Here is a 19,322-nt window from a genome sequence, read left to right as displayed (position 1 = left end):
GTGCAAAGCGGCATGATGGACGCATGTTGCTGCGGTTTCGGGTTGCCAACCACCGATCCATCAGGGACGAACAGGAGCTGTCGCTGGTCGCCGTCCCGCGCAAGGGCGACCCCAAGCCGACAGGTCCCATCCCGCAGACCGTGCGTGTGGCGGGCATCTACGGGGCCAACGCCTCCGGCAAGTCCAACGTGCTCCATGCCGTTGGCTTCATGGCCGAGGCTGTCCTGTACAGCTTCGCGCGATGGCCGATAGATGGCGGTGTTCCGCGGCAGCCGTTCAAACTCGATCCGCAGTTTCGAGACAAGCCCTCGCTTTTTGAAATCGATTTGATGCTCAACGGCAAGCGCTACACCTTCGGCTTCGAGTTGGACGATGAATGCGTACGGCGTGAGTGGTTGTATGAATATGGGCCGACTGGCCGAACCCGAACGCTCTTCGAGAGAGCAGGTTCGGAGTTTCGGTTTGGCAGGACCCTTGGAGGTCATACCGCGACGATCGCCGACCTGACCAGAAACAATGCGTTGTTCGCATCTGTAGCCGCAGCGAACGGTCATCCACTGCTGTCGGAGCTATGTAGGGCGATCGGCGCCTTGGGTAGGTCGCTATTGCGTAACGGCGTTGGCCCCGGGGGGGATCATCTAGCTGCGACGGCAATTCGTATGCCAGAGATCGCAGATTTGGCGATGGGCTGGCTGAAGATGGCAGACCTCGGCATTGTTGGCGCCGTTGAGATAGAGGGAAAAGGTGAACTGGCCGAGTTGGTCGGTAGGTTCCTCGCTGAGCGGCCCGGAGAGTTTGATCCGCACGTGGAGGCGAGCGCCCGACAAGTGGTGCAGAAGAGGATCAACCTTCTGCACGCCGGGGCGTTCGGTAGCGCGGTCGAGATCGACTTCGCCGACGAGAGTGATGGCACGCAGATCTGGCTGTCAGTGGCCGCGTTTGTTCTGCTGAGCGTCATCACTGGCCGTGTCCTGCTCATTGATGAGGTTGACAGTTCTCTGCACCCAAAGTTGAGCGCCACCATCATTCAGATGTTCAGGGATCCTGAAATCAACGCGACCGGCGCTCAGTTGATCTTCACATCGCATGACGTTTCGCTGTTGGGAAATCTGCTCGCGGATGGGCTGCTTGGCCGCGATGAGGTGTGGTTCACTGAAAAGGGTGCCAGTGGTGACACCTCATTAATTCCGTTGTCGGACTTCAAGTCGAGGAAGGGGGAGAACTTTGAGCGCGCCTATTTGCAAGGCCGATACGGCGCGGTGCCCTATGTCGACATCGACGAACTTCGGCGGATGATCCTTCGGCGTGATGCGTCCTGATGTCGTCACGCGGAGACCTTCGGCGGGGTAGGCCGACACGGACACCACGGCAGCGGATTCTGGTCTATTGCGAGGGTGAGAACACCGAGCCGGAGTACTTTCGAGGACTCAAGAAATACCTGCGGGCCATTCCGGTCGACATCGTGACCTGTGACATCAAAGGGATTGGCTGCGATCCTCTCAAGATAGTCAAGGAAGCTGAGATCGCCTGGGCTCGGGATCGCCGGAAGAACGGTGCCGAGTGCTATGACGCGGTCTGGTGTGTGGTGGATCATGACGACCACCCCTCGCTCCGGTCCGCTGTCGAGTACGCGGCTCGGGCGGGTATCGGTGTGGTCGTCTCGACCCCGTGCTTCGAATACTGGCTGCTGCTCCACTTCGATGACCATCGAGCGCACGTCCGGCAGTCCGAAGTGACCCGATCCCTGCGTAGGCATCTGCGGGGGTAGGACAAGCACGTGCCCGCTGACTTCCCGTTCGCCAAACATGAGGAGGCCGAGCGGCGCGCGATCGCCGCGGCGCCGGAGTGCGGCGTCGCGAATGCGGTCGGCCCCAACCCGTCGACCAACGTCTGGCTCGTGGCGCGGGCGCTGCGCGCCTCTGGGCGTTGATCGAACCTCTGTTCGAAAATTGTCGGTGGTTCTTGGTTCACTGTGTCCATGAGGACATGGGGGAATCGAGAATGGATGAGACGCTGCACCGGCTCCTCGCCGAAGCGGTCGGTCGTTACCTCGACGCCGTCGATCAGCTGGCGGATGAGCAAAGGGGGATCGCGGGTCTTGAACTGCGCCGACTCGCGGGGGCGTGGCGCAGTGTGCTTGGCCTTCATCATCCCGACGGCGCGCGGTGCGCCGGTTGCGGGCGCGTGCACCTGCCTCGGCCGCGACGGGGAATGTGCGCGGTCTGGCGGGTCGCCGGGGCGTACTTCGTGCGGCGCGACGGGGGTGGTCTGATGGCCGAACGCTGACGCCAGCCGGTGGAGATCAGAGGCGGACGCCGCGGGTGTTCAGCCAGGAGATGGGGTTCAGCTTGCGGCCCTGGGAGTCCCAGACCTCGAAGTGCAGGTGGGGGCCGGTGGACTGGCCGCGGTTGCCCATGTGGGCGATCAGCTGGCCCGCCTTGACCTTCTGGCCTTCGCGCACCACGTAGTCGTTCACGTGGCCGTACACCGTCACGGTGCCGTCGCTGTGCTGGACGCGGACCCAGAGGCCGAAGCCGCTGGCCGTGCCCGCCTCGACGACGACGCCGTCCGCGGTGGCGACGATGGGGGTGCCGATGCGGTTGGCGAGGTCGATGCCGTAGTGCGTGGTGCCCCAGCGGGCGCCGAAGCCGGAGGTGAGCACGCCGTCGGTGGGCTTGACGACCTTCGGGCGGGCGGCCTCGACCTTCTTGGCCTCCTCATCGGCGGCGCGCTGGTTGCGGGCCTGGGTGAGGCGCTCGGAGGTGACCATCTTCTGGGCCTCGAGCGTGCCATCGGTGGTCTTGGTGAGCGCCAGCAGCTCCGGGGCGGTGGTGGTGTCCCCACCGATGCCCATGTGGGCGGACGCGTCACGGGAGCCCGCGAGGGGGGCGATGTCCTCGGCGGCGGTGCCACCTCCGGCCGCGGACTGCAGGGTCTGGCCCGCGGCGGCGGCGGCGAAGGCGCCGACCGCGACAGCGGCGACGACGACCCGGCCACGCAGGACGGACGACGGGGGCGCGATGCGGTGAGCGCCACGGACTCGAGGAACGGCGCGTTCCAGCGCCTCATCGAGCGCGGTGAACTCGCGTTCACCGCCGGTATTGCGATGTCGAGACAAGACGAGCCTTCCGCCTTCGGGGAGTCCGACCACACACCGCGCTCGGGGGGACGAGCGTTCATCGGCGTGGACACCGGGCGGGGGATCCCGGTTGGGGAGGCGTGGAGCGGGTTGCCTACCCCGTGTCCTTCGTGATCTGACTGTGACAACGGACTCGGGGACAGTAACGGGGAGATACCGGTGCGGGCAACATCCGTCATGCGTGTCTGCCAACCGTGGCGGGACGTGAAAGTTCTTGTCCAGCGGTTACTACGCAAAGTTAACTCGACCTCACGCCTTCTAATGTGATCTGCGTCTCGTTTCAATAGGCCGTCCGGGTGGCAATCGGACGAAAACCGGTTGCTTGGACACTCACTCGACGCCGGGGACCTACGGGGAGTGCTTGCTAGCGTTGCCCGCGATGACTTCGCAGACCGGCACGTCGAGCCCAATCGACCAGGAACTGCCTGCCGCCGACCGGATCGGCTGGTCCGAAGTTCCCGGCAGGCTCCGGGTGGCCATCGCCGTCGCGGTCGCCGGGGCCGCGCTGCTGGTGGTCGGACCCGCGCGCGGCGTGATCGTCTCCGCGCCCGCCGCCGGGTTCGACGCGAGCGTGTTGTTGCTGGTCCTGGCTCTGTTGCCGCCGTTGATCTCAGCCGGCTTCATCGTCGCGGGCAGGCCCGCCACCGGCGCGGGTGTGCTGGTCGGGTCGGCCCTCTTGGCCCCTGGCCGGGCTCTGGTCGACGCGCAACTGGCCGTCGACGCGCTGGTGGCCTCGCGACCGGAGTTCCTGGTGCCGACCAGCCTGGCCCCGCTCGCCGCGGCGCCTGGGCTGTGGCTACTGCTCGGTGGTCACGCGGCCGTCGCCGTGGCGGGCGCGTTGGCCCTGGGCCGGGCGGGCGCGGTCCCCGGATCGCCCTACGCCGCCGAGTTCGACGACGACTCCGACGACCGGTCGACCACGGCAAGGGGCGCCTCGCTCCTCCTGGCGCTGGGCGCGGCGCTGGCGGCCGGGGTCGGCCTGCTGTTGGCGCCATTCCGCTCGACCGACGCGTATGTGCTGGCCCGCAGCGTCCTGGAGGTGCCCGCGCTCGCTCGCTACGGCGTGCTCGTCCTGGCCGCCGCCACGGTCACCGCCGCGGTGTTCGGCGGCGGCTCGGCGCGCACGTCCGTCGCCCGAGGTGTTCTGCTCGGCGCCACCGCGGCCGTGGCGGGCGTAGTAGTCCCGCAGATCGCCTCCGGACTGAGCGTGTCGCGCCTGGAGGTGGCTCCCGGTCCCGTCGTCGCGCTGGTCGCGATGGCCCTGCTCACCACGATCGTGTGGTTCCTCAACCGCGGCGAGCAGATCCAGCGGTCCGCCCCGAGCGCCCTGGTCGACGCCACCGAGCCGACCAGGCACCACTTCGTCGCGGGGCTGCTCGGGCTCGGTGCCGCCCTCGCCGCCTTCGCGGCGGGCACCGCCACCCAACTCAGGGTCGGCGCGGGCTTGGAAGCGCCGACCAGCTACTCGGCTCGGCTGTTCCTTCCCGCCGCCGTCCTTCTTCTCCTGTTCGTCGTCCCGATGCTCATCCCGAAGGCCGCCGCCGCGATCCGGCCCGCCTTCGCCGCCGCCACGCTGGCCATTCCCCTCGCGGGCGCGGGCGCGCTCGACGCGGCGTTCACCGCGACTTCCGTCAGTCCAGACATCGCCGTCGGCCCAGGCGTCTGGTTCGCCGTGCTCGCCGTCGCTCTGGCGCTGGCCGCGGGCGCCGCCGCCGCGCTGGCCGGTGTGCTCGAACGTGACGACGTCGACCTGACCCAGCGCCAGGTCAACCTCGGCCTCGCCGCCCCGCTCGCCGCGTCGGCGCTGTTCGCCGTCGGCGCGTTCGGCCTGCCGGTGATCAAGGCCCCCGACCTTGTCGCGGCGGGCGTGTGGAACCACTTTCGGCTGACCTCCTGGGGCCTGCTCTGCGGGCTGCTGCTCGTCCTGGCCGCCGTCGTCCTCGCCGCGATGTCCCGGCCGCCGCGCGCGGGTGCGTTACTGCTCGGCGCGGCCGGGGTCGTCGCGGTCCACGCACTCGAATACCCGCTGACCGCCGACCGAGCCGCGTCCTCAGCCCCCGGTCCCGGCCTGTGGCTGTCGGTGGCGTGTGTCGCGGCCCTGCTGGTGTCCGCGCTGGTCGCCGCGATCTCGTCGCCGGACCGCCGGTGAAACGGATCGTCCTGGCCCACTCCGCCGCCGACATCCCCGCCGTGGCGAGGGCACTGCGCGACGCGGGCGCCGAGGTGATCTTCGTCGCTCCGGACCAGGTCGTCAGCACCGCCCTGCAGGAGGACGCCGACGCCGTCGCGGTCGACACGAACGTGGGTGCGGTGGTCGCCGGTCTCGCCGAACGCGACGCCGAGGACATCCCCGTGTTGACCTACGACCAAGTGATCGAGTGGGTGGCGGGGCGATACCAGTGACAGACTTCACGGGCTTAAAGCAATCCTGGTGACCGACTTCACCGGGTGTGAAGTGTCGGGTCAATCCGCAGGTCGCTAGGGTTTCTCGCTGTCCGACAGCATCGTCGTCGACACCGTAGTCAGGAGACTGTCGAGTGGACCTGTACGAGTACCAGGCGAAGGATCTCTTCGCCGCCCACGGGGTCCCGGTCCTGCCGGGCGACGTGGCAAGCACCCCCGAGGAAGCCCGCGCCATCGCGGAGCAGCTCGGCCAGACCGTCGTCATCAAGTCCCAGGTCAAGACCGGTGGACGCGGCAAGGCGGGCGGCGTCAAGCTGGCCGACGACCCGGCTGACGCGCAGGTCAAGGCCGAAGCGATCCTCGGACTCGACATCAAGGGCCACATCACCCGCAAGGTGCTCGTGACCGTCGCGTCCGACATCGCCGAGGAGTACTACTTCTCGTTCCTGCTCGACCGGGCCAACCGCACCTTCCTGGCGATGGCGTCGGCCGAGGGCGGCATGGACATCGAGCAGCTCGCCGTCGAGCGCCCCGATGCCCTCGCCAAGATCCCGGTGAGCGCCATCGACGGCGTCGACCTGGCCAAGGCCCAGGAGATCGTCGCGGCCGCGAAGATCCCCGCGCCCGTGGCCGCCGAGGCCGCCGAGGTCATCGTGAAGCTCTGGGCGGCCTTCGTCGCCGAGGACGCCACCCTGGTCGAGGTGAACCCGCTGGTCCGCGACCCGCAGGACAAGATCATCGCCCTCGACGGCAAGGTCACCCTGGACGAGAACGCGGGCTTCCGCCACCCCGCGCACGCCGACCTGGTCGACCAGGAGGCCGAGGACCCGCTGGAGGCCGCGGCCAAGGCCAAGGACCTCAACTACGTCAAGCTCGACGGCGAGGTCGGCATCATCGGCAACGGCGCCGGGCTGGTCATGTCCACCCTGGACGTCGTTGCCTACGCCGGTGAGAAGCACAAGGGCGTCAAGCCCGCGAACTTCCTCGACATCGGCGGCGGCGCGTCGGCCGAGGTCATGGCCAACGGGCTGCACATCATCCTGGGCGACCCGGCCGTCAAGTCGGTGTTCGTCAACGTCTTCGGCGGCATCACCGCCTGCGACGCCGTGGCCAACGGCATCGTCGCGGCGCTGGACATCCTCGGCGACGAGGCCACCAAGCCGCTGGTCGTGCGTCTCGACGGCAACAACGTCGAGGAGGGTCGCGCCATCCTGGCCGCGGCCAACCACCCGCTGGTGACCGTGGTGGACACTATGGACAACGCTGCCGACAAGGCCGCCGAACTCGCAGCAGCGGGGGTCTGACAATGGCTATCTTCCTGACTGACAGCAGCAAGGTCATCGTCCAGGGCATGACCGGCTCCGAGGGCACCAAGCACACCGCTCGGATGCTCAAGTCCGGCACCAACATCGTCGGCGGGGTGAACCCGCGCAAGGCGGGCACCAAGGTCGAGATCGAGGGCGTGTCCCTGCCGGTCTTCGCCACCGTCGCCGAGGCGATGGAGGCCACCGGCGCCGACGTGTCGGTGATCTTCGTGCCGCCGAAGTTCGCCAAGGACGCCGTCATCGAGGCCATCGACGCCGAGATCGGCCTGGCCGTGGTCATCACCGAGGGCATCCCGGTGCACGACTCGGCCTACTTCTGGGCGCACGCGGTCGGCAAGGGCAACGTCACCCGGATCATCGGCCCGAACTGCCCCGGCCTGATCAGCCCCGGGAAGTCGAACGCGGGCATCATCCCCGCCGACATCACCGGCCCCGGCAAGATCGGCCTGGTGTCGAAGTCCGGCACGCTGACCTACCAGATGATGTACGAGCTGCGCGACATCGGCTTCTCGTCGGCGGTCGGCATCGGCGGTGACCCGATCATCGGCACCACCCACATCGACGCGCTCGCCGCGTTCGAGGCCGACCCGGAGACCGAGCTGATCGTCATGATCGGTGAGATCGGCGGCGACGCCGAGGAGCGGGCCGCGGCCTACATCCAGGAGAACGTCACCAAGCCGGTCGTCGGCTACGTGGCGGGCTTCACCGCGCCGGAGGGCAAGACCATGGGTCACGCCGGTGCGATCGTGTCCGGCTCGGCCGGAACCGCGCAGGCCAAGAAGGAGGCCCTCGAAGCCGCGGGCGTCAAGGTCGGCAAGACGCCGTCCGAGACCGCCGCGCTGGCTCGGGAGCTGTTCCAGGCAAACGCCTGATCGGGTGAACTTGGGGCCGGACGCTGGTGTAGCGTCCGGCCCCAGTTTGTTCTCGGCGTAACGGAACCGCTTCGTGTTCGCATCCGTCGGACGGTTCGCACGTCGAACGACTTGAGGAGAGCACGCGATGACCTATCCAGGCGGGGCGCCGGGCGGCTACCCGGGCCCGCAAGGACACGGATACGCCCCTGGGCCCGCGCGCCCGAAGCTCGAACTGGCGCAGATCCTGCACCTGGTGGTCGCCGGGCTCGGTCTGCTGAACCTGTTCCTCGGCTTCGCGCCGATCGCCGCCGAGACCGGTTTCTACGAGAGTCCGTACGGCTGGATCCCGGCGCTGCTGTTCGTCGGCGGCGTGCTCGCGCTGCCGGTGATCCTGCCCGGTGACAAGAAGGTGGGCCTCGCGTCCGCCGCGGTGACGCTCGGCGTCACCTTGGCCTTCATGTTCACCGTCTTCGCTTCCGACGGCTCGCTCAAGGCCGGTGGGATCATGGTGCTGATCTTCGGCATCCTGCAGTCCGCCGCAGCGGTGTTGGCGCTGCTGTTCGAGGCGGGCGTGATCAAGCCGCCGCAGCCTCAGCCGCAGCAGCCGCAGTACGGCCAGCCCGGTGGCTACGCGCCGCCGTCCGGCCAGTTCCAGGCGCAGCAGCCCCAGCAGCCGCAGCCGTTCGCCCAGCCGCAGCAGCCGTACGCGCCGCCGCCGGGACAGTTCGGCCAGGCGCCGGGCACCCCGCCGGGTGGCTACCCCCAGCAGGGTTAATTCTTTCTCGAACGGGGCGGTACCGGGTTTCCGGTGCCGCCCCGTTCGGGTGTGAAGGTGTTCACCGGATCGGTTGACGGCGGCGTGGCACCCCGGGTGGCTTCTTACCCGAATGCCAGAGTGGGGGGCATGGCGCTGCTGGAGGTGGACCCGGTCGCACCCGCGGCACGCCTGCGGGTGCTCGCCGTCGCCGCGCTCGGCCCGCTGCTCACCGGGTACGCCGCCGTCGCCGCGCTGATGGCGCTGGTCACCGCGATCGCCTCCCGCGCGCACTTCACCACCCTCGGGGTGCTCACCGGCGCCCTGCCGGGCTGGCTGGCCGCCCACCAGGTGCCGCTGATCATCCAAGGCCACGAACTCGGCGCGCTGCCGCTGCTGCCGACCGTGCTGCTGACGCTGCTGGTCGGGCGGACGGCGGCGGGCGCGGCCGACCGGGTCGACGCGTGGGGGGCGCGGGAGACCGGGCAGATCGTCCTGGCCGTCGTCGCCGCGCACGCCGCGTTCGGGCTCACGATCGCGATGGTCATGGACGGCCCGGTCGCCGTGGATCCGTTGGCCGGGTTCTACTACCCCGCGCTGCTGTCCGGACTGGCCGCGAGCGTAGGGGTCGCCCGGCGGTCGGGCCTGCTGGACTGGGTGACGGGTCGGGTCGACGAGTCGGCGCTGCGCGGGCTGCGGGCGGGTCTGCTCGCGGTCGCCGCGCTGCTGGCCTGCGGCGCGCTCCTGGTGACGTTCGGGCTGGTCATGTCCTTCGGGACGGCTACTACGTTCTTCGCGCTGGATGGGCCCGGCAGCGCGCTGGGGATGCTGCTGCTGTCCGCCGGATACCTGCCGAACGCGCTGATCGCGGGAACGGCGTTCCTGGCCGGTCCCGGGTTCTCGCTCGGCGCGGTGTCGATCGCGCCGGTGGGGTTCGAAGGCGGCCCGGTCCCGGCACTGCCGCTGCTCGCCGCGCTGCCGGAGCACGCGGCGCTGTGGTGGGTGGGGCTGTTCGCGCTGCCCGCCGCGGTGGGGGTGCTGGTCGGCTGGGTGCTGCGGTCAACGGCCGAGTCGCCGCGCGAGCGGATGCGGTCGGTCGGGGTGGCCGCGGTCGTGGTCGGGCTCGGTTTCGTGGTCCTGGCGGGCAGTTCGGGCGGGGCGCTCGGCGGCGGGCCGTTCCACCCGCTAGACCTGCGCGCGGCCGCGGTGTCCTTCGCGCTGGTGTGCTGGGTGGCGGTCCCAGGGGCGCTGATGGCGTGGTTCGGCGGGCCCCGGCCGGTGGTGGAGGGTCCGATCGGTCTCATCGACCCTGAAGACGAGTCGGCTGCGGACGAATCCGACTCTGAGGACTCTGAGGACTCCGACGATGACGACGCCGAGGGTGAAACCGAACCCGACGAACCGGTCGCCGAGGAGGCCGACGAGACCGCCGACGACACCGCCGACGAGATCGAACCAGGCCGCTGAGCAAGATCGAATACAGACCGCCTACGCTGGGCGTATCCCGTTCCGGCGCGCGCAGGAGTCCACGCTGAGTTTCCAGTTCTCCCCGGCGGTCGCGGCCAGGGTCGTCGTCCTGGTCTCGGGTTCGGGCACCCTGCTGCAGGCGCTGATCGACTCGGCCACCGTGCACATCGTCGCGGTCGGCGCCGACCGCAAGAACATCGAGGGACTGGCCCGCGCGGACCGCGCGAGGATCCCCAGCTTCGCCGTGCGCGTCGGCGACCACGCCGACCGCGCCGCCTGGGACGTCGCGCTCACCGACGCGGTCGCCGCGCACGAGCCCGACCTGGTCGTCTCCGCGGGCTTCATGAAGATCTTCGGGCCCCGGTTCCTCGACCGGTTCGCCAACCGGGTGGTCAACACCCATCCCGCGCTGCTGCCGTCGTTCCCCGGCGCGCACGCGGTCGCCGACGCGCTCGCCCATGGCGTCCGGGTCACCGGAAGCACGGTGCACCTGGTCGACAGCGGCATCGACACCGGCCCGATCATCGCCCAGGAAGCCGTCCCCGTGGCGGCGGGCGACGACGAGGCCACCCTGCATGAACGGATCAAGACGGTGGAGCGGCGGCTCCTGGTCGACGTGGTCACCAGGATGGCGCGCGACGGATACACCGTGGACGGACGAAAGGTGAGCATCCCGTGACGGACTCAGCCCAGCGCAAACCGGTTCGCCGGGCGTTGATCGGCGTGTCGGACAAGTCCGGTCTCCTCGAGCTGGCGACCGGCCTGCACGCGGCCGGGGTCGAGATCGTCTCGACCGGCGGCACCGCGAAGACCCTCGCCGACGCCGGTGTGCCGGTCACACCGGTCGAGGAGGTCACCGGCTTCCCCGAGTCGCTCGACGGCCGGGTGAAGACCCTGCACCCACGGGTGCACGCGGGCCTGCTCGCCGACACGCGCAACCCCGCGCACGTCGCGCAGCTCGCCGAGCTGGGCATCGCCGCGTTCGACCTGCTGGTGGTGAACCTGTACCCGTTCGTGAAGACGGTTGCCTCGGGCGCGTCGGTGGACGAGTGCGTCGAGCAGATCGACATCGGCGGACCCGCGATGGTGCGCGCGTCGGCCAAGAACCACGGCAGCGTCGCGGTCGTGGTCGACCCGACGCGCTACGAGTGGGTGCTCGCCGAGGTCAACGCGGGCGGCTTCACCCTGGCCGACCGGCAGAAGCTCGCTGTCGACGCCTTCCGGCACACCGCGACCTATGACGTCGCGGTCGCGTCGTGGATGGGCAGCATGCTCGCCCCCGACGACGAGGGCTCGGGCTTCCCCGGCTGGGTCGGGGCCACCTGGCAGCGCGCCGACGTGCTGCGCTACGGCGAGAACCCGCACCAGCGCGCGGCCCTGTACGCCCAGGGCGACGGCTCGCGCGGCCTGGCCACCGCGACGCAGCTGCACGGCAAAGAGATGTCGTACAACAACTATGTCGACGCCGACGCCGCCTGGCGCGCCGCCTACGACCACGAGTCGCCGTGCGTGGCGATCATCAAGCACGCCAACCCGTGCGGCATCGCGGTGTCCGAAGTGGACATCGCAGCGGCACACCGCGATGCCCACGCGTGCGACCCGCAGAGCGCCTTCGGCGGGGTGATCGCGGCCAACCGCGAGGTCACCGTTGCCATGGCCGAGCAGGTCGCGGAGGTGTTCACCGAGGTCGTCGTCGCGCCCTCGTACGCCGACGGCGCGGTGGACGTCCTCAGCCGCAAGAAGAACGTCCGCATCCTGGTCGCCGAACCGGTCCGCCGCGGCGCCGAACTGCGCCCGGTCTCCGGCGGTCTGCTCCTGCAGACGGCCGATGTGATCGACGCCGACGGTGACGACCCGGCCAAGTGGACCCTGGCCACCGGCACCCCCGCCGACGACGCGACCCTGGCTGATTTGGCGTTCGCCTGGCGAGCCTGCCGCGCGGTGAAGTCCAACGCCATCCTGCTCGCCCACGAGGGCGCCACGGTCGGGGTCGGCATGGGCCAGGTCAACCGCGTCGACGCCGCCCGCCTCGCGGTCGCCCGCGCGGGCACCCGGGCAGCGGGCTCGGTCGCCGCCTCGGACGCGTTCTTCCCGTTCCCGGACGGCCTGGAAGTCCTGCTGGAAGCCGGTGTCCGCGCCGTGGTCCAGCCCGGAGGTTCGGTTCGCGACGCCGAGGTCATCGCCGCGGCGGAGGCCGCCGGAGTGGCGGTGTACCTGACCGGGACACGGCATTTCGCCCACTAGGGCATGCTCTGGTTGACAGCGGCGGCGGGGCGGGTATGCTCGGTCTTGTCGAACAGATGTTCGAACGGGATCGGGTGGAGTCGAGGCCACTCGCCCCCGACCGCCGTCTCCCCACGGCAACCCGCGTATTGAGCGGTACGCGGCGAACGTGGGGAGGTGTACGCGGTGCGGTCGCTGGCTGCTTTCGGCGCGGGGAAGAACCCGGGAGCAGCCAGCACCCCACCGTCGGGTGGGTTACTCCCGATCACCCCGCCGTGCTTGACGCCACCGGCCGCCCCTGGCTCGACGCGGGCCCCGCTGGTCGGAACTTCCCCGGTCCCCCTTGCGGCGATGGGGGTCCCGTTGGTCGGTTCTTCGCCGGTTGACCCTGCTTCGGGTTCGTTGGTCGGGACTTCGCCGGTTGACCCTGCTTTGGGTTCGTTGGTCGGGACCTCGCCGGTTGACTCTGTGCCGGTCTCGTTGGTCGGTTCTTCGCCGGTCGACCCTGTGTCGGTCCCGCTGCTCGGGACTTCGCCAGCCGACCCTGCTTTGGTTGGTTCTTCGCCGGTCGGGACCTTTGGGGCTTTCCCGGTCAGCGTCTCCACTCCGATCAACCTCGCCCAGCAGTCGTCGTCCCGTGCGAGTCCCCCTGCCGACCCCTTGGCTCGCCTGGCCGCGCTGGAACGCATCCTGCCGGTCCGCCGAGGCAGCACACTTCCCGCCCGCACCGCTCCGGCCCGACCTTCCGCGGGCCCATCCGTCCCTGACTCGCCTCCGCCCGCCTCGGGTTCGCCTGCGCTTGCCACGGGTTCGCCGCCGCCTCGGGGGTTCCAGGGCCACCTCGATCGCGGGCGGGGTGGCGGGCTTGGCGACCGGGTCGAGCCCGGCAGTGATCAGCGTCGCAGCGGCCTGCGTGTTTCGATCTCGCCACCGTCTGCCTCGCCTCCGCTTTCCCCGGTCTCGCCGACGTCTGCCTCGGGCTCGCCTTCGCCTGTCTCGCCTACGCTTGCCTCGGTCCCGCCCCCGTTCGCCTCGGTCTCGCCGACGTCTGTCTCGGGCTCGCCACCGCGGGTCCTCCTGACGTCCGTCCCTGGGGATGCTCCAACGGCCTCTGCCGCGTCGTCGCCTGCATCCGCATCCGTGTCCCGGGCTACTCCGCCTGCTTCCGTCGCGTCGCGTGTCTGGCCGCCCGTGCCGGGAAGCGCACCGGCCGACGCGCCGTCGCGTGTCTGGGTGCCCGATTCGCCACCGCGTGCCTGGGCGCCTGATCCACTTGGTGCCGATTCGCCACCGACTGATCCGTCTTGCCTTGATTCGCCGCCGCGTGCCTGGGTATCCGATCCGCCTGTCGTCGATTCGCCACCCCGTGCCTTTCTGGCGCCAGCGCCCACGGCTTCCGGTGTATCGCCGCGTGCCTTGATGTCCGCACCCGCGAGCCCGGCCTCCGATCCGGCCCGCGTCTGGGATTCATCTGCCGACTCTCCGCGTCGCGCCTTTCGGGCGGCTGGGCCATCCGTTGCCCAGCCGCGGGTCCTTCCCGTCCGCGCCGATCTCGCCCCGCTCTTTCCCTGGGGTGGCCTCCGGCCCGGCGGCACCGTCGCCGTCCAGGATTCCGCCGCGCTTCTGTTGGCGCTTCTCGCCGAGGCGACCGCCCACGGCTCCTGGGCGGCCCTCGTCGGCATCCCCGATCTGGGCGTCCTGGCCGCCGCCGAGCTCGGGGTGGCGGTCGACCGGCTCGCGCTGGTGGCCAAACCGGGTGCGGACATCGTGGGTGTCACCGCAGCCTTGCTCGACGGGTTCGACATCGTCGCCGTCGCCGCCCCGCGGATCAGCCACGCCCATGCCCGCCGTCTTTCCGCCAGGGCCCGCCACCGCGACGCCGCTCTCATCGCTTTCGGTCAGTGGCCGGGCGCGGATCTCGAACTGCGATGCTCGGGCGGACGCTGGTCCGGCCTGGGCGTGGGCCACGGCCAGCTCCGCGCCCGCGCGGTCGACGTCCACATCCAGGGGCGCGGCTCGGCTGCTCGCCCGTTCCGTCTCCCCATCACCCTCCAAGGCGATCGCCCCGCCGTCCCGCCCCCTCTCTTCCCCACCCGACGCCTGGCATGAGCCCCGTTTGACACCCCACATGTTCGAACGTATGTTCGAACATGTGACCCAACTCCTCGTCGTCTGGTGCCCCGACTGGCCCGTCGTCGCCGCGAGCACGGTCGTCGGGCTGCCGCTGGACACCCCGGCCGCCGTGGTCGCGGCGAACCGGGTCATCTGTGTCAACGCAGGTGCGCGCGCCGAGGGCGTGCGCAGGGGGATGCGCCGCCGCGAGTCCCAAGGACGCTGTCCCGATCTCGTCGTCTTCCCCGACGACCTCGACCGCGACGCGGGCCAGTTCGAACCGGTGGCCGCCGCCGTCGAGGAGTTGGCGGTGGGGGTGGAGGTGGTGCGGCCCGGGGTCGTCGCCGTTCCCGCGCGCGGTCCGGTGGGCTACTTCGGTTCCGTGGCGGCCGCCGCCGAGCGGCTCATCGACCAGGTCGCCGCGCGGACGGGCGCCGAATGCCAGGTCGGCGTCGCCGATGGGTTGTTCGCCGCCACCCTGGCCGCCCACCGCGGCAAGCTGGTCCCGCCGGGCGGCAGCCCCGAATTCCTTGCCCCGCTGGCCATCGGCGAGTTGGACGGCAGACCGGAACTGGTCGACCTGCTCCGCAGACTCGGCATCCGAACCCTCGGCGACTTCGCCGCACTGAGCCCCGGCGACGTCACCTCCCGATTCGGCGCCGACGCCGGGCTCGCCCATCGCTTGGCCCGAGGTCTGGAGGAACGTCCCCCGGCGCGCAGGCGCCCGCCCGTCGACCTCTCCGTCACCCACCATCCCGACCCGCCCATCGACCGGGTCGACGCCGCCGCGTTCGTCGCCCGCGAGCTCGCCGAGCGCCTGCACGCGGGCTTGGCCGCGCACGGTCTGGCCTGCACCCGTCTGCGCATCCACGCGAGCACCGCCAATGGCGAGACCCACGACCGCGGCTGGCGCTGCGCCGAGCCGCTCACCCCGTCCGGCATCGCCGACCGGGTCCGCTGGCAGCTCGACGGCTGGCTGCGCGGCGCGGGCCGCCCGTCGGCGGGGGTCACGCTCCTGCGGCTCGACCCCGAGGAACTCGTCGACGGCCGCGCCCTGCAGTTGGGCCTCTGGCAAGGCGGCCACGACGAACGAGCCGAACGCGCGGGCCGCGCCATGGTCCACGTCCAAGGTCTCCTCGGCCCCGACGCCGTTCTGACCCCGATCCTCAGCGGCGGCCGCGGCCCCGCAGACCAGGTCCACCTCGTCCCCTGGGGCGACGAGCGCGCCCCGCCCGCCCCGCCGGACCGCCCCTGGCCGGGCCGCCTCCCCGCGCCGTCGCCCGCCGTCGTCCCGGCGACCCCGCTGCCGGTGACGGTCGTGGACGAAGCGGGAGTCGAGGTCGGTGTCACGGGCCGCTTCCGCCTCACCGGAGCCCCCGTGAGCGTGACCTTCGACGGCAGACCGCGCGTGGTCGTCGGCTGGTCGGGGCCGTGGGCCGCCGATGAGCGCTGGTGGGACCCGGCGTCGGCCCGCCGTCGCGCGCGACTGCAGGTGCTGCTGGCCGAACAGTCCGAAGAAGACAGTCAGGACGCGCTCTTGCTCGTCCGGGAAGACAAGAAGTGGTCTGTGGAAGGGATCTACCGATGATGACCTACGACGACGAGTTCCCGACGGCCGTCGAGTGGCTCGACTTGCTCGACCTGATCCCGCAGCCGCGCCGGTCGCCGGAGGCGGGCCCGCAGCTGCCCTGAGGGCCGTGGAAGGAGGGGCGAATGGGGTGGAACAACCCGCCGGTGCGGTGGTCTGAGGTCGAGCGCATCCTCTCCGGCCGCCCGCCCCAGGTCGGTGACGGTGGCGACAGCCCGGCGTGGACGCGTCGCCGCGATCGGTACGTCCCGCCCATGGGGGTGGGCCCGCCCGGCGTCACCGACCACGCCGACGGCGATTCCCGCGTCCCGTACGCCGAACTGCACTGCCACTCCAACTTCAGCTTCCTCGACGGCGCCAGCCATCCCGAGGAGCTGGTCGAAGCCGCCTCCCTGCTCGGCCTCGACGCCATCGCACTGACCGACCACGACGGCATGTACGGGGTGGTCCGCTTCGCCGAGGCGGCCAGGGAACTGGGGATGCGCACGGTGTTCGGCACCGAGCTGAGCCTGGGCCTCACCGGACCGCAGAACGGCGTCCCCGATCCGGAAGGCGAGCATCTGCTGCTCCTTGCCGACAAACAGGCGGGCTATCACAGCCTCTGTCGGGTCCTCACCTCCGCGCACCTGCGCGGCGACGAGAAAGGCAAGCCGGTCTACGACCTGGTCGAGGTCGTCGAAGAGACCCGCGACGACTGCGTCGTACTCACCGGAGGCCGCAAGGGCGGGGTCCGGCAAGCGCTTGCGGCGGGCGGTCCCACGGCCGCGTTCGATCAGTTGTGCCTGCTCGCGTCGGCCTTCGGGCCGGATCGGGTCTTCGTGGAACTGATGGACCACGGCCTGCCGGAGGACACCGACCGCAACGACCTGCTCGCCAAGATGGCCGACGAACTGGACCTGCCCACGGTCGCCACCAACGCCGTGCACTACGCCCACCCCTCGCGCGGCCAGCTCGCGGCGGCGATGGCGGCGGTGCGCGCCCGGTGCAGCCTCGATGATCTGGCGGGCTGGCTGCCGCCGTCGCCGACCGCGCACTTGCGCACCGGGGAGGAGATGGCCGCCCGGTTCGCCCGCTTCCCCGGCGCGGTGCAGCGGGCCGCGCTGTTGGGGGTGCAGCTGTCCTTCGACCTGCGCCTGGTAGCCCCCAAGCTGCCCCCGTTCGACGTTCCCCCCGGCCACACCGAAGTCACCTACCTGCGGGAACTGACCTACCTGGGCGCCGCGAAGCGCTACGGTTCGGCCGCCGAACGCCCGCGCGCCTACGCGCAGATCGACCACGAGCTCAAGGTCATCGAGGAACTCGGCTTTCCCGGCTACTTCCTGGTGGTCTGGGACATCGTCAACTTCTGCGTGAAGAACGACATCCTCTGCCAAGGCCGCGGTTCGGCGGCCAACTCGGCGGTGTGTTTCGCGCTCGGCATCACCAGGGTCGACGCCGTGCGCTGGGAGTTGCTGTTCGAGCGGTTCCTGGCCCCGGCCCGCGACGGCCCGCCCGACATCGATCTCGACATCGAGTCCGACCGGCGTGAGGAGGCGATCCAGTTCGTCTACGGCAAGTACGACCGCCGCCACGCCGCCCAGGTCGCCAACGTGGTCACCTATCGCGCCAAGTCGACCGTGCGCGACATGGCCAAGGCGCTGGGCTATTCACCCGGCCAGCAGGACGCCTGGAGCAAGCAGATCGACCGCTGGGGCCCCTTGCGGTCCACAGTGGACGACAACCATCTCGACGTCCCGGTCGCCGTGCTGGAATTGGCCGGGCAGCTGGAGAACTTCCCGCGCCACCTCGGCATCCACTCCGGCGGCATGGTCATCTGCGACCGCCCGGTCAGCGAGGTGTGCCCGGTCGAACCCGCCCGCATGCCCAACCGCACGGTCCTGCAGTGGGACAAGGACGACTGTGCCGCCGTCGGCCTGGTCAAGTTCGACTTGCTCGGCTTGGGCATGCTTTCCGCGCTGCACTACGTCATCGACCTGGTGGACGAACACCACGGGGTCGCCGTCGACATGGGCGAACTCGACCTCGCCGACCAGAACGTCTACGACATGCTCTGTCGCGCCGACTCGGTCGGAGTGTTCCAAGTGGAGAGTCGAGCGCAGATGGCGACGCTGCCCCGGTTGAAGCCGAGGGAGTTCTACGACTTGGTCGTCGAGGTCGCCCTGATCCGCCCCGGCCCGATCCAGGGCGGTTCGGTTCATCCCTATATCCGGCGCAAGAACAAGCTGGAAGAGCCGACCGTCGACCATCCGCTGCTGGAGAACGCCCTGCGCAAGACGCTGGGGGTGCCGCTGTTCCAGGAGCAGCTGATGCAGATCGCCGTCGACGTCGCCGATTTCAGCCCGGCCGAGGCCGACGAACTGCGCCGGGCCATGGGCGCCAAACGTTCCACCCGGCGCATGGAACGTCTGCGCGAACGATTCTACGCGGGGGCGATGGCCAACGGGCTCGACGAGCCGCTGGCCGCGCGCGTCTACGAGAAGCTGATGGCCTTCGCCAACTTCGGGTTCCCGGAGAGCCACGCGCTGAGCTTCGGCTATCTGGTCTTCGCCAGCGCCTGGTTCAAGCTCTACTACCCGGCCGCGTTCTGCGCCGCCCTGCTGCGCGCCCAGCCGATGGGGTTCTACTCGCCGCAGTCCCTGGTCGCCGACGCGCGAAGACACGGGGTCACCGTGCGCGGCCCCGACATCAACGCCAGCCTCGCCCACGCCACCCTCGAACCGGTCGAACCGGGATCGTCCGAGCAGGCGGTCCGCCTGGGGCTGGGCGCGGTCCGCCTGATCGGCACCGACCTGGCCGACCGCGTCATCGCCGAACGCGAGACCCCGTACCGGGACATGGTCGACCTGGCCCGCCGCGTCCAGCTCACCCGCCCGCAGATGGAGGCGCTGTCCACCGCGGGCGCGTTCAGCTGCTTCGGCGTCGAGCGCCGCGAGGCCCTGTGGGCGGCGGGCGCGGCGGCGGCTGAACGCCCGGACCGGCTGCCGGGCACCGCGGTCGGCGTCACCGCGCCCCGATTACCGGGGATGGACGAGGTCGAACTCGCGGTCGCCGACGTGTGGGCCACTGGGCTGTCGCCGGACAGCTTCCCGACCCAGTTCCTGCGCGAGCGACTGGTCCGACTCGGCGCGCTGACCGCGGCCGAACTGTCCAAAGTGGAGACAGGATCCCGGGTCCTGCTCGGCGGCGCGGTCACCCACCGGCAGCGCCCGCAGACCGCGGGCGGGGTCACCTTCCTCAACATCGAGGACGAGACCGGCATGGTCAACGTGGTGTGTTCGCCCGGCTTGTGGGCCCGGTACCGCCGGGTCGCGCGCAACAGCTCGGCCCTGCTGGTGCGGGGCGTGGTGGAGAGTGTCGAGGGGGTGGTGAGCCTCTACGCCGACCGGTTGCAGCAGTTGGATCTGCGCATCCCGGCCAAGTCGCGTGACTTCCGCTGAGCGGGCCGTGGCAGGCTGGG

The 19,322-nt window shown here is 70.4% G+C and carries 16 protein-coding genes; 15 read left to right on the top strand and 1 reads right to left on the bottom strand.

Features of this window, described 5'->3' with window-relative positions; genetic code table 11:
* Positions 1-23: 23 nt before the first annotated feature.
* From BN1701_RS22850 to BN1701_RS22840, 4 genes are all read left to right on the top strand, one after another.
* Positions 24-1,319, top strand: coding sequence for an ATP/GTP-binding protein (locus BN1701_RS22850; protein ID WP_067520854.1), 1,296 nt, complete (start codon positions 24-26; stop codon positions 1,317-1,319).
* On the top strand, positions 1,319-1,768 hold the full coding sequence (locus BN1701_RS38310) for an RloB family protein (RefSeq protein ID WP_082860006.1): 450 nt from the start codon (positions 1,319-1,321) through the stop codon (positions 1,766-1,768). Before BN1701_RS22850 ends, BN1701_RS38310 begins: the two co-directional genes overlap by 1 nt.
* A 9-nt stretch (positions 1,769-1,777) precedes the next feature.
* Positions 1,778-1,930, top strand: coding sequence for a hypothetical protein (locus tag BN1701_RS35925; protein ID WP_157368168.1), 153 nt, complete (start codon positions 1,778-1,780; stop codon positions 1,928-1,930).
* A 71-nt stretch (positions 1,931-2,001) separates the two neighbouring features.
* Positions 2,002-2,286, top strand: coding sequence for a hypothetical protein (locus BN1701_RS22840; protein ID WP_054052051.1), 285 nt, complete (start codon positions 2,002-2,004; stop codon positions 2,284-2,286).
* Between the two features lie 16 nt (positions 2,287-2,302).
* Here BN1701_RS22840 and BN1701_RS22835 read toward each other — a convergent pair whose 3' ends face one another.
* Positions 2,303-3,118: a M23 family metallopeptidase gene (locus BN1701_RS22835; RefSeq protein WP_082860405.1), complete on the bottom strand. Its 816-nt coding sequence runs from the start codon at positions 3,116-3,118 to the stop codon at positions 2,303-2,305.
* Positions 3,119-3,518: 400 nt separating this feature from the next.
* Here BN1701_RS22835 and BN1701_RS22830 point away from each other — a divergent pair, with 400 nt between their 5' ends.
* The 11 genes from BN1701_RS22830 to BN1701_RS22775 all read left to right on the top strand — a co-directional run bounded on the left by BN1701_RS22830 (position 3,519) and on the right by BN1701_RS22775 (position 19,302).
* Positions 3,519-5,288, top strand: coding sequence for a hypothetical protein (locus tag BN1701_RS22830; RefSeq protein ID WP_157368167.1), 1,770 nt, complete (start codon positions 3,519-3,521; stop codon positions 5,286-5,288).
* A complete protein-coding gene (locus tag BN1701_RS22825) occupies positions 5,285-5,542 on the top strand; it encodes a hypothetical protein (RefSeq protein ID WP_054052046.1) in 258 nt (85 codons plus the stop codon). The genes BN1701_RS22830 and BN1701_RS22825 overlap by 4 nt, the downstream gene beginning before the upstream one ends.
* A gap of 134 nt (positions 5,543-5,676) precedes the next feature.
* The gene (gene sucC, locus BN1701_RS22820; RefSeq protein WP_054052044.1) at positions 5,677-6,846 is read left to right on the top strand and encodes an ADP-forming succinate--CoA ligase subunit beta; all 1,170 of its coding nucleotides are present in this window, start codon (positions 5,677-5,679) and stop codon (positions 6,844-6,846) included.
* 2 nt (positions 6,847-6,848) lie between these two features.
* The gene (gene sucD / locus BN1701_RS22815; RefSeq protein WP_054052040.1) at positions 6,849-7,739 is read left to right on the top strand and encodes a succinate--CoA ligase subunit alpha; all 891 of its coding nucleotides are present in this window, start codon (positions 6,849-6,851) and stop codon (positions 7,737-7,739) included.
* A gap of 127 nt (positions 7,740-7,866) precedes the next feature.
* Positions 7,867-8,496 carry a DUF5336 domain-containing protein gene (locus BN1701_RS22810; protein WP_054052038.1) on the top strand — a complete coding sequence of 210 codons (630 nt, stop codon included), beginning with the start codon at positions 7,867-7,869 and terminating at the stop codon, positions 8,494-8,496.
* Between the two features lie 129 nt (positions 8,497-8,625).
* On the top strand, positions 8,626-9,942 hold the full coding sequence (locus BN1701_RS22805) for a DUF6350 family protein (RefSeq protein ID WP_054052036.1): 1,317 nt from the start codon (positions 8,626-8,628) through the stop codon (positions 9,940-9,942).
* A gap of 64 nt (positions 9,943-10,006) precedes the next feature.
* Positions 10,007-10,621: a phosphoribosylglycinamide formyltransferase gene (gene purN, locus BN1701_RS22800; protein WP_054056055.1), complete on the top strand. Its 615-nt coding sequence runs from the start codon at positions 10,007-10,009 to the stop codon at positions 10,619-10,621.
* Positions 10,618-12,186 (top strand): bifunctional phosphoribosylaminoimidazolecarboxamide formyltransferase/IMP cyclohydrolase, encoded by a 1,569-nt coding sequence (gene purH, locus BN1701_RS22795; protein ID WP_054052035.1) that lies wholly within the window; start codon positions 10,618-10,620, stop codon positions 12,184-12,186. Before purN ends, purH begins: the two co-directional genes overlap by 4 nt.
* A gap of 1,398 nt (positions 12,187-13,584) precedes the next feature.
* On the top strand, positions 13,585-14,274 hold the full coding sequence (locus BN1701_RS34580) for a hypothetical protein (RefSeq protein WP_082860004.1): 690 nt from the start codon (positions 13,585-13,587) through the stop codon (positions 14,272-14,274).
* A 31-nt stretch (positions 14,275-14,305) separates the two neighbouring features.
* Positions 14,306-15,865: a DNA polymerase Y family protein gene (locus BN1701_RS22780; RefSeq protein WP_231949676.1), complete on the top strand. Its 1,560-nt coding sequence runs from the start codon at positions 14,306-14,308 to the stop codon at positions 15,863-15,865.
* Between the two features lie 125 nt (positions 15,866-15,990).
* The gene (locus BN1701_RS22775) at positions 15,991-19,302 is read left to right on the top strand and encodes an error-prone DNA polymerase (RefSeq protein ID WP_054052027.1); all 3,312 of its coding nucleotides are present in this window, start codon (positions 15,991-15,993) and stop codon (positions 19,300-19,302) included.
* The last annotated feature ends 20 nt before the right edge of the window (positions 19,303-19,322 follow it).

The organism is Alloactinosynnema sp. L-07, from assembly GCF_900070365.1.
Lineage (GTDB): Bacteria > Actinomycetota > Actinomycetes > Mycobacteriales > Pseudonocardiaceae > Actinokineospora.
Note: the sequence above shows the minus strand (reverse complement) of the source record. Positions and strands in the feature narration are given on the sequence as shown.